Source organism: Pseudoalteromonas sp. SR41-7, from assembly GCF_014163935.1.
Taxonomy (GTDB): domain Bacteria; phylum Pseudomonadota; class Gammaproteobacteria; order Enterobacterales; family Alteromonadaceae; genus Pseudoalteromonas; species Pseudoalteromonas distincta.
Genome location: NZ_JACJEF010000002.1, coordinates 1 through 10380 on the forward strand (window position 1 = coordinate 1; position 10380 = coordinate 10380).

The following is a 10380-nucleotide window of genomic DNA, read 5'->3' on the forward strand; positions in this document are numbered from 1 at the left end:
TTTAGTAAATAGCCAAGAGCCCATCCCGAACTCAGTAGTGAAACCAAACAGCTCGAAGGCGAGCCCCGGCCAACGATAGTGTAGCATTTGCTATGTGACTTTCTACCGCTGTGGGCACTACGACACCACCAAGCTTCAAATTGTAGAGAGCCCGACTAGAAATAGTCGGGCTTTTTTACGTCTGCAGAAAAGTGAAATTCGCGCAATTAATACACACTCATATCGCGACACAAAGATAGTGTAGCATTTCACTGCGACTTTCTACCGCTGTGGGCACTACGACATCCTACTGCGTAGCGCACAGGCTTCAAATTGTAGAGAGCCCGACTAGAAATAATCGGGCTTTTTTACATCTCCAGAAAAGTGAAATATGGGGGAGTAACGGACATTACATACTCGATTCTTCTCTAATTTATCTAAATGTACAAGTTGAGCGGAAAAGCTCATTATTCCAGTACTAAAGTTAATAACCAAATTTAAAGGCTATTTAAAATAGTCCATAAGCTTGGGTTTCTTCACTTTCAGATTCTTCTAGTTGAGCTGGTTTAAATATTACGCTTGGATCAATTAATACACTATGCTTTTGGGGGAGCTTGATTAATCCTAGCATCATATTTTTAGTTTGTGGGTCTAGATCAAAACCAACCTCAGTGAGCTTATCCAGTGGCTTTATGTCTTCTTTTTTATAGTCGATATTATCTTCAACCTTATCTACTAATAAACCAACATGTGGATTTAATCCATCTTTGGTGGTGAAAACAATAATAGGTTTATAGTCTAAGGTTATTTGCTCTTTAGCGGATTCAAATAAACGCTCAAGCTGAATTAGACTATTACGCTTAATTTTGTCGAGCAGAGCTGATACTTGTTTATGATCACTTCGATTATGGGCTGCTATAGCTGCTTTTGCTGTCTCTAGTAATGATTGGAAGGGCTCATCAAGCCGAGACATTGTTAATTTTAAGTCTTCATTGTCGGTGTTGAATTCTTTGTAAAACAAAACAAAATCTTGTAGTTCTGCGTCATTATTTGAAATAGAAGCCGAGCTATTTAATAAGTTACTTTGAAGGGTATTAAACCAGTTTAATAGTTTGTCTTGCCATATTCTTAGTTGTTTTAGTACATGCGCATTACTTTGTTCAGTTGAGATATTATTTAAAATAATACCTAAATCAAAAACAGGTGTTGGTATATCCATATAATCTTTAACACCAATAAAGCTTTTATTATTGTTTGGTAAAGTTGTTAGATTATTGTCAAAGCGCTCAGTTAATAAAATATCGAGTATTTTTAGCGAAATTGTTTTGCAGCCCACTTTAAAGTTTATTAATTCCATGCCTTTATCTTAATTTACCTATTAATGCTTTAAGGATAGAACAAATTAAATAAATAGCTTAAAGATGGATAAAATTTAACAGAGATAGGGCAACTAGAAATTATTAGATGGTGCTAGTGAGGTTTTTTATGGCACGTTTAAATTGATTCTCAAGCTGCTTTTTTCCTAATAAACCTAAGTGTTGAATCACTTTTTCATTACTTTCATTTTGAAGTACTAACTTTATTAACAGTTGTTTATCAGACTCTGTTAATTGAGATATACAAGAAGGTGACTGGCTCAGTAACTGCCAAAGAGTTGCAGAGATACTAAATTGAGTGAAGTTACTTTTAGTGAGCAGCGCTAGTCGCTCGTGAGTCTCTAGGCTTATTAACTCGTCGCTAAATCCTTCAATTAGGATATTCACGAGTTGCCAATCTAGTGTTTTAAAGTGTGTTAAAAGCCCATAAAAAAAATCGTTTTTAAACTGCTTTTTCAAAGGTTGAATAATTGTACTTTTGTCACTTAAGCATTTAACCACAAGCGCCGAATTTTCAGCGGTGCTTTTATCGCGTTGATAACCTAATTTTACAGTATCAAACCCTAGATTTTGCCAAAAATTAAGTAACTGCGCTGTTGCCCCAAAGCTTGCACCAAGCCAACTACATTGGCTTTTTACCTGCGATTCGCAAAAACTAAGTAGCTTTTTACCAAGTCCTATATTGTGGGAACTCGGATCAATCGCTATTCGTACAACGCGAGCGCTCAGTTGCGTTAAACAGTCATTATTAAAGCTAAGTTGTGAGAGTGCTTGCGCCATTAAATGCCCTTGCGGACGGCGCTCTCCACTTATAATCTGTAGGGCAAGTTCTTCACTCAAACCACCTTCTATGGCGATTAAGCATACGCCAACTAATTGATTATTAATTTTGCTAATAAATAGTCTTTGCGATGGTGCGTCTAGTAGTTGGCGTAAGTCGTTGACACTACTTTGATAGTGAGCCAGTGCAAGTAGGGCAATAACTTGCTGCAGTAAAGGCTCATTGTTTACAAGGGATTGCTGAGTTATTTCGCTATGTACTGGCTGCTCTAATTCATTACTACTTAACTCTATATATTGTGCATCGAGTGCTAGTAGTGTGCGAATGTGTTGCTCAAGAGGATCGTGTTTAGCAAAGCGCAGTGGCTCATCAAGTGTTACAACTTTAGAGGCTTTATAGTGTGCTTTAATATAGTTACTAAAGCGAATGGTATAACCCCTACCATTGCCTTCATACCCAACCAGAGTGCTTGCAAAGACTATACGAGGGTAATGAGCTAGCATTTTTAGCAATAACGGAACAGGGATTGCGGCAGCTTCATCCACTAGTAATAAATCGCACTCAGGTAGCGTATTTAATAACGCGTCAGGTGCAACGTAATGTAAGTTAGCGAGCTGTTTATCATCAGCGTTATATTGTATGCCTAACTCTTTGGCTAAATGTTTAAAGCTGCTATGGGTCGCTTTAAACTGGGTACTGCAAATAATGACTTTTTTATCAGTTAATTTTGCTGTTGCTAATCCGAGTGCAGCCGACTTACCTCTGCCTCTATCGGCATTAATGAGTAAAGGTCTGTTGGCACGGCCATTAGCTACTTTTACTATTTGTTCAACGCAGTTTTGCTGTGGTTGATAATCAATTTTATTATGCATTACATAGCTAGCGTTATTACTAATACAGCCATTTTTTTCACTAAAATTAAAAGCGGGTAATTGCTTAATAATATTCGCGAAACGTTGATTAAATATGCTGTAGTCAATGCTCTGACCGTGTGATTGCACTGTACTTAAAGCAGGGTCTTGCCAAGAGGTCAAATCATCTAGTTCAGGCAGTAATAAAAACAGTATACCGCCTGCTTTAACGGTGCCGGCAAGTGCTGCAAGTTTATCAGGGTGCAAACCACTAAAACCATCGTAAACAGCATGAGCAAATTCTTGCCCTAAAATTTGGTGAGTGCGAGTAGGCCAGTACGAATTTTTAATCGCGCACCGCTTTGATACAACAAGTGTATTGTCGTTATCTATTAATGAGTTAAGTATTTCATAACACCAAGCTGGGCTGCCCGTAATCAACACTAGCTGACGATGATACGCGCCAGCTAATTGTTGCTCTAACTCATTTAGGTGTGCTTTATACCGCTTGTAATCGTGCATAGGCCGTTACTAACCATTTACTACCAAGGTCGTCAAAGTTAACTTGTACGCGAGATTGCGCGCCACTGCCTTCGTAATTAAGTACGGTACCAATACCAAACTTAGCATGCAAAACTCGTTGTCCTAAGTTAAAGCCACTGTCTTCAAATGCGGCATGGCTAACTGATGCGCTAAAACGCCCAGCGGCAGGTGGGCGAGAAACCTGTGTTTTAATACGGATTTCTTCTACGCAGTCTTCAGGGATTTCGCGTAAAAAGCGAGATGGGCTATGGTATTTTTCTTGCCCGTATAAACGGCGACTCTCAGCATGGCTAATGTATAACTTATCCATTGCTCGTGTCATGCCTACATAACAAAGGCGGCGCTCTTCTTCTAAGCGACCCGACTCTTCGTTGCTTTGCTGAGAAGGGAACATGCCTTCTTCTACGCCTACCATAAACACTAGCGGAAACTCTAAGCCTTTAGCTGAGTGAAGCGTCATCATTTGTACGGCGTCTTCGTGTTCTTCTGCTTGTCCTTCACCTGACTCAAGTGACGTATGGGCTAAAAAGCCTTGTAAAGGTGAGCTGTACTCTTCGTCTTCAGGCAGCTCATACTGATCACAAGCGCTAATTAGCTCTTCTAAGTTTTCTACGCGAGCACGGCCTTTTTCACCTTTTTCGGCTTGGTACATTGCCATCAAGCCTGAGGTTTGAATTGTGTACTTGGCTTGCTCATGCAAAGTTAGGTCGCTAATTTTATCTTCTATTTGTTCAACGAGTTCTACAAACTTACTTACTGCACCAGAAGCACGACCAGATAAATGCTGTTGTTCTACAATTGCTTTTGCGGCATACCAAAGCGGTAACGATTCTGCTCGTGCACAATCGCGTATATGGCTCAATGTTTTATCGCCAATACCGCGTGCTGGCGTATTAATTACACGCTCAAACGCGGCATCGTCTTGACGATTACCTACTAGGCGTAAGTACGACAACGCATCTTTAATTTCTTGTCGTTCGAAGAATCGCATACCCCCATAAATACGGTATTTTAAGCCTTCTTGCAGCATGGCCTCCTCGAGTACACGAGATTGCGCGTTACTACGGTATAAAATTGCGGCATCTTGTAGGGCATTACCTGCATTTAACCAGCTTCGTAGTTTGCTACTTACAAAGCGTGCTTCGTCTAACTCATTAAATGCCGCATAAATAGAAATTGGCTCGCCATCGTTACCGTCGGTCCATAAGCTTTTACCCATACGCTCTGAGTTATTTTGAATTAATGCATTAGACGCTTTCAAAATAGTTGCTGTTGAACGGTAGTTTTGTTCAAGACGAATGGTTTCTGCGCTAAAGTCAGTTAAAAATCGTTTAATATTTTCGATTTTAGCACCGCGCCAACCGTAAATACTTTGGTCATCGTCGCCTACAATCATGATACTGCTTGTATCGCCTGCAAGTAACTTTAACCAAGCATATTGAATGGTATTTGTATCTTGGAACTCGTCTACGAGCATATGTGCAAAGCGTTGCTGATAATGACGCAGTAACGTTGGGTTATTTTTTAACACTTCGTAGCTGCGTAGTAATATTTCGGCAAAATCTACTAGGCCTGCTCTATCACAGGCCTCTTGGTAGGCGGCGTAAACACGCAGCATCATTTGCTCGTTAATATCGTATGCTTGAATATCTTTAGGGCGAAGTGCTTCATCTTTTTTAGCGCTGATGTACCAGCCAAATTGTTTGGCGGGCCATTTTTTATCATCGATATTCATCGATTTTAATAAGCGCTTGATCATCCGAAGTTGATCGTCAGAGTCTAAAATTTGAAAGGCTTCTGGTAAGTTAGCTTCACGGTGATGAGCACGTAAAATACGATGCGACAAACCATGGAACGTACCAATCCACATACCACCTACAGGGGCTTTTAGTGTTTCTTCAACGCGGCTGCGCATTTCTTTAGCCGCTTTATTAGTAAAGGTTACGGCAAAAATACTGTAAGCAGATGCTTGCTCAACTTGCATAAGCCACGCAATACGATGAACTAACACTCGTGTTTTACCAGACCCAGCACCTGCTAATACCAGCATGTTTTGTAGTGGGGCTGCAACGGCATCGCGTTGTTTGTCATTTAAGCCATCGAGTAATTGTGAAACGTCCATCGTTACGCCTTTTTAATCAATATTGTGGGCAGTATAACAGGTGTTTTTGTTAGGCTAAATAAAATACTGTTTTTATAAACAGCTATTTATAAAATAGCCTTAAAAACGAGTAACTTGATAATTTTTTGAACAAACAAAAAAGCGTAAACGCACAATAAAAATTGCTAATTTGACCTAAAGTTAGCAAAATTTACTAACTCTCTAAATCTAGACTAATTTAACTATTTGATTTGTAAGCTTTAATAAATTGGCATAGAGTGTGTAAGTAAATAATTATAAAATCAAATAAATACAGAGGTTAGTATGGCAGATCAAGGTTCTGGCGGTAACGTAATCGCAGCATTATGTAATATATTTTTTCCTGGTTTAGGGCAGTTAGTGCAAGGGCGTATTTTAGCGGCTATATTTTTTGCACTCGCTATTATAATAAGTTACGCACTAATTTATGTGCTTGTAGGTTTTGTACTAGTGCCTATTATTTACTTATGGTCGATTATTGACGCAGCGCGTTATAGATCGCGAAGTTAACTGCTTTAAAGTTGAATAAAATAGCGCCCTTGTGGCGCTATTTTACTTTATATGTCCTGTGGTTTGCGGGCGTTTACGTATATAATTACGCAATTAAAGATTTACAGGCAAATCCTATGGAATATCAATTTATTCGCGACCCTATTAGTGGGCTACGTATTAAAATAAGTAGTGAACACGCTATTATTGGTCGCTGGCTAAACGAAGAAATAGGCAAAGACAAAGTAGCTATGGTTCAAGCGCTTATTGCATCGGTGAGTTCAAGCTATGAGCCGCTAACGCTAAAAGGCCAAGAAATAGATTTAATATTAACCAAAGACGAAGCACTATTTGAAGCCCATGCGCTTCATCAAGACAGTGAAGACCTAATAGCGTATCAAGATGACGATTTAGCGCTTGAAGAAAATGGTTTAAGTAGTGGTTGTGGCTTTGAAGATTTCATTGATTTAATTGATTCATGGGCTGAATTTAGCGGCTCAAAGTAAACTACATATTAAGATAGTGCTGATGCGTTAAGCTTCCTTTATCGGTACTATTACACTAATCAAAAACGACAGGAATGAATATGTCTGCCAATTTAAACAAGCTAGTAGTTATGCTAGAAATGCAAAACGCCATGAACACTAAAGTACATGAGCAATGGTTTACTCAAGGATTCGAATGGTACCGCGCTATTTGGGTTGAGTGCGCTGAAATGCTGGATCATCATGGTTGGAAATGGTGGAAAAAACAAACACCAGATACTGAACAAGTTATTTTAGAGTTGGTTGATATTTTTCATTTTGGTCTATCGCTTAGAATTGACGGCAAAACTAGCTACGAAGACTTAGCAAAGCAACTTGAAGCTGAGCTTAGTAATGCTCAACAAGCGGATGACTTTAAACAAACGCTAGAAATATTAGCGGCTTCCGCCGTTGCAGATAAAACGTTTAATGCCGCTGCCTTTGCCGGCTGTATGGCGCAAATGGGTATGGATATTGATGATTTATATCGCGGCTACGTAGGTAAAAATACGTTAAACTTTTTCCGCCAAGATCACGGCTACAAAGATGGTAGCTATATTAAAGAATGGAACGGGCAAGAAGATAACGAGCATTTAGTTGAAGTAGTTAAAAGCCTTGATACAGAACATGCAGATTTTGCAAAGTTAGTATACCAAGGCCTTGAAGCGCGTTACCCAAAAATCTAGCCCACGTAAACTGAGTTAAATAATCTTACGATAGTCGGTAACACTCAGGTAATCGGCTATTTCGTTATGTGGTTGTTGGCTATCAGGGTTAGCAACTGCCAGTAAGTGCTCGATGCCGTATTCTCGTGCGGCATTTAATACCGGCACACTGTCATCTACAAACAAAGTGCGCTGCTTATTAAACCCTAAGTCTTTTTGTACTTGGTGCCACAAACTTTGCTGCTCTTTACTTACTCCATATTCATGAGTAGACACTACACCATCTAGGTAGTTATCAATCGCTGTATGCTCAAATTTCAGCATGACACTCTCAGGGTGGGCGTTGGTAAGTAAAATTAACTCTTTGCCTGCTTTTTTAAGCTCGGTTAAAAAATGAGGTACGTCTTCGCGCATTTTAATTAAATGCTGAGACTCTCGTTTAAGCTCCATTATAGGCAAGTTTAATTGCTGCTCCCAATAATCTAAACAATACCACTGTATTTGACCGCTCACAGCTTGATAGCGTTTTAAAATATCTGCTTTAGCTGCATCTAGGCTAATGCCTCTAGCTAATGCGTGTTGCGCAGGGATAACGTTAAGCCAAAAATGACTGTCGTAATGTAAATCGAGTAATGTTCCATCCATGTCGAGCAAAACGGTATCGATTTTTGACCAATTTAACATAGGAATTTCAACTTATAAGGTTTATTATTGAACTAACTGCCATGATAGCAAATTAACGCCAATGACACAGAAAAAGCACCCAACACCACCACAAATCCTCAGTAACAATGTTGTTGCTAAAAGTCGCCTGTTTACTGTGGAGTCTTTAGAGTTAAAGTTTTCTAATAACGAAGAGCGCCAGTATGAGCGAATTCGCGGCGGTGGCCGGGGAGCAGTGATGATTGTTCCGTTAAGTGCAGATAATGAGTTACTACTTGTACGTGAATACTGTGCGGGCACAAACAATTACCAGTTAGGTTTTCCTAAAGGCTTAATCGATCCGGGCGAAACCCCAGAGCAAGCTGCTAACAGAGAACTTAAAGAAGAAATTGGCTTTGGCGCTGAGTATTTTAAACCATTAAGAACAGTAACAATGGCGCCGAGTTACTTTAATGCCACAATGCATATTTTATTTGCTAAGCAATTATACCCAAAAACCCTTATTGGTGACGAACCAGAGCCGCTAGTTGTTGTTAAGTGGCCATTAACTCAGTGGCAGTCATTATTAGACCAAGAAGATTTTACCGAAGCACGCAGTGTTGCAGCTTTGCTATTATTAGATAAGTATTTAGCGTCTGGAGCTGCCGATGAATAAATTAATCGAACCGTGCATTGAATTAGCTGAGCGTGCTGGCGATGCAATTATGGCCATTTATAAAAAAGGCGATATTGGCCAACAAGAGAAATCAGATAATACGCCTGTTACCAAAGCTGATTTAGCAGCAAATGACGTACTGGTTGCTGGATTAAAAGCACTTGCACCCGATATCCCAATTATGTCGGAAGAAACACCTATACCTGCACTCGCCGATAGACAGGACTGGCAGCGTTATTGGTTGCTCGATCCGATGGATGGTACAGGCGAATTTATTTTAGAAAGTGGCGACTTTGCAGTAAACATTGCATTGATTGAAAATAATCATCCTGTGCTTGGTGTTATTCATTGGCCTGCAAAAGGTGTGACTTATTTTGCTACAGCTAAAAATGGTGCCTTTAAACGTGAAAACTCAATTGATAAGCAAATATCTGTAGCGCCGCCAGAGAGCTTGACGCTTGCAGTGAGCCGCCGCCAAAAAATAGAAGCGGTGAGTCAGTATTTAAATAGTCAGTTTACAACGATTGCTATTGGTTCGTGTTCTTTAAAAGCCTGTACTGTTGCAGAGGGCAAAGCAGATTGTTTTTTAAGAATTGGTCCAACGGGAGAGTGGGATACAGGTGCTTCACAAATTATTGTTGAAGAAGCCGGTGGTTGTATTACCGATGCAGAATTTAACCCGCTAACGTACAACCAACGCGAGAGTACTGAGAACCCTGACTTTATAGTAATGGGACATCCCGACTGGGAATGGCAAAAAATGATTAATCCACATCAAAGATTGAGCGCAGAGTAGTAATTTGATTGCTTTTTGTTCGGTTGAACAACTTTAATTAGTTTAGGTCTTGCATTAAATGTTTATTCCTATATAGTAGCGCTCTCTTCAAGGCAGGCACGTAAATATTACGAAAATGCTTTAAAGAAATTACAGGCGCGGGATGGAGCAGTCTGGTAGCTCGTCGGGCTCATAACCCGAAGGTCGTCGGTTCAAATCCGGCTCCCGCAACCAATTTCCTTAGGGATTGAGGTTACTGTAAACTCTAACTTAAGAGATAAAATAAAGTAGTCGATAGACTTAAAATATACAGGCGCGGGATGGAGCAGTCTGGTAGCTCGTCGGGCTCATAACCCGAAGGTCGTCGGTTCAAATCCGGCTCCCGCAACCAATTCTTTAATTGGAAGCCAAGTTGTAATGTAAGCAACTTTAAATAAGTCTACAAATTTCAGGCGCGGGATGGAGCAGTCTGGTAGCTCGTCGGGCTCATAACCCGAAGGTCGTCGGTTCAAATCCGGCTCCCGCAACCACTGAAATAAATAAGAATGAAACGACACGCTTAAAGCGTGTTTTTTTATGTCTAAAATTTGGTGTGTATATTGTGGCTCATAACCCGAAGGTCGTCGGTTCACCTTTTATAAGTTCAGGCTCCCGCAACCACTGAAATAAATAAGAATGAAACGACACGCTTAAAGCGTGTTTTTTTATGTCTAAAATTTAGTGTGTATATTGTGGCTCATAACCCGAAGGTCGTCGGTTCACCTTTTATAAGTTCAGGCTCCCGCAACCACTGAAATAAATAAGAATGAAACGGCACGCTTAAAGCGTGTTTTTTTATGTCTAAAATTTGGTGTGTATATTGTGGCTCATAACCCGAAGGTCGTCGGTTCACCTTTTATAAGTTCAGGCTCCCGCAACCACTGAAATAAATAAGAATGA

General features: G+C 40.0%; 9 protein-coding genes and 3 tRNA genes. 8 read left to right on the forward strand and 4 right to left on the reverse strand.

From position 1 onward, the window contains the following. Window positions 1-487: 487 nt before the first annotated feature. The 3 genes from H5092_RS02675 to uvrD form a co-directional block, all read right to left on the reverse strand. The gene (locus H5092_RS02675) at window positions 488-1336 is read right to left on the reverse strand and encodes a chemotaxis protein (RefSeq protein WP_182732862.1); all 849 of its coding nucleotides are present in this window, start codon (window positions 1334-1336) and stop codon (window positions 488-490) included. Between the two features lie 103 nt (window positions 1337-1439). After that, window positions 1440-3509 carry a GNAT family N-acetyltransferase gene (locus H5092_RS02680; RefSeq protein ID WP_182732863.1) on the reverse strand — a complete coding sequence of 690 codons (2070 nt, stop codon included), beginning with the start codon at window positions 3507-3509 and terminating at the stop codon, window positions 1440-1442. Beyond that, window positions 3487-5652, reverse strand: a complete 2166-nt coding sequence (gene uvrD, locus H5092_RS02685; RefSeq protein WP_002963007.1) for a DNA helicase II — start codon at window positions 5650-5652, stop codon at window positions 3487-3489. Before uvrD ends, H5092_RS02680 begins: the two co-directional genes overlap by 23 nt. A 303-nt stretch (window positions 5653-5955) precedes the next feature. On the opposite strand from uvrD, the gene H5092_RS02690 reads away from it, so the two are divergent. From H5092_RS02690 to H5092_RS02700, 3 genes are all read left to right on the forward strand, one after another. Then, window positions 5956-6180 carry a hypothetical protein gene (locus H5092_RS02690; protein WP_002963009.1) on the forward strand — a complete coding sequence of 75 codons (225 nt, stop codon included), beginning with the start codon at window positions 5956-5958 and terminating at the stop codon, window positions 6178-6180. Between the two features lie 116 nt (window positions 6181-6296). Next, the gene (locus H5092_RS02695; RefSeq protein WP_002963010.1) at window positions 6297-6665 is read left to right on the forward strand and encodes a YacL family protein; all 369 of its coding nucleotides are present in this window, start codon (window positions 6297-6299) and stop codon (window positions 6663-6665) included. 80 nt (window positions 6666-6745) lie between these two features. Beyond that, window positions 6746-7369, forward strand: coding sequence for a dUTP diphosphatase (locus tag H5092_RS02700; protein WP_002963012.1), 624 nt, complete (start codon window positions 6746-6748; stop codon window positions 7367-7369). Between the two features lie 15 nt (window positions 7370-7384). On the opposite strand, the gene yrfG is transcribed toward H5092_RS02700, so the two are convergent. Continuing rightward, a complete protein-coding gene (gene yrfG / locus H5092_RS02705; protein ID WP_165724387.1) occupies window positions 7385-8032 on the reverse strand; it encodes a GMP/IMP nucleotidase in 648 nt (215 codons plus the stop codon). A 61-nt stretch (window positions 8033-8093) separates the two neighbouring features. On the opposite strand from yrfG, the gene nudE reads away from it, so the two are divergent. The 5 genes from nudE (at window position 8094) to H5092_RS02730 (ending at window position 9971) form a co-directional block, all read left to right on the forward strand. Further along, window positions 8094-8666, forward strand: coding sequence for an ADP compounds hydrolase NudE (gene nudE, locus H5092_RS02710; RefSeq protein WP_165744910.1), 573 nt, complete (start codon window positions 8094-8096; stop codon window positions 8664-8666). Further along, window positions 8659-9462, forward strand: coding sequence for a 3'(2'),5'-bisphosphate nucleotidase CysQ (gene cysQ / locus H5092_RS02715; RefSeq protein ID WP_182732864.1), 804 nt, complete (start codon window positions 8659-8661; stop codon window positions 9460-9462). The genes nudE and cysQ overlap by 8 nt, the downstream gene beginning before the upstream one ends. A gap of 136 nt (window positions 9463-9598) precedes the next feature. Continuing rightward, window positions 9599-9675 (forward strand) — tRNA-Met (locus H5092_RS02720). 80 nt (window positions 9676-9755) lie between these two features. After that, window positions 9756-9832, forward strand: a tRNA-Met gene (locus H5092_RS02725). 62 nt (window positions 9833-9894) lie between these two features. Beyond that, a tRNA-Met gene (locus tag H5092_RS02730) sits at window positions 9895-9971 on the forward strand. Window positions 9972-10380 lie beyond the last annotated feature (409 nt).

What these genes read in the sequence shown, in the direction of transcription:
- H5092_RS02675 (WP_182732862.1), bottom strand. Translation starts at nt 1,336, where the DNA reads ATGGAATTAATAAACTTTAAAGTGGGCTGCAAAACAATTTCGCTAAAA.
- H5092_RS02680 (WP_182732863.1), bottom strand. Translation starts at nt 3,509, where the DNA reads ATGCACGATTACAAGCGGTATAAAGCACACCTAAATGAGTTAGAGCAA.
- uvrD (WP_002963007.1), bottom strand. Translation starts at nt 5,652, where the DNA reads ATGGACGTTTCACAATTACTCGATGGCTTAAATGACAAACAACGCGAT.
- H5092_RS02690 (WP_002963009.1), top strand. Translation starts at nt 5,956, where the DNA reads ATGGCAGATCAAGGTTCTGGCGGTAACGTAATCGCAGCATTATGTAAT.
- H5092_RS02695 (WP_002963010.1), top strand. Translation starts at nt 6,297, where the DNA reads ATGGAATATCAATTTATTCGCGACCCTATTAGTGGGCTACGTATTAAA.
- H5092_RS02700 (WP_002963012.1), top strand. Translation starts at nt 6,746, where the DNA reads ATGTCTGCCAATTTAAACAAGCTAGTAGTTATGCTAGAAATGCAAAAC.
- yrfG (WP_165724387.1), bottom strand. Translation starts at nt 8,032, where the DNA reads ATGTTAAATTGGTCAAAAATCGATACCGTTTTGCTCGACATGGATGGA.
- nudE (WP_165744910.1), top strand. Translation starts at nt 8,094, where the DNA reads ATGACACAGAAAAAGCACCCAACACCACCACAAATCCTCAGTAACAAT.
- cysQ (WP_182732864.1), top strand. Translation starts at nt 8,659, where the DNA reads ATGAATAAATTAATCGAACCGTGCATTGAATTAGCTGAGCGTGCTGGC.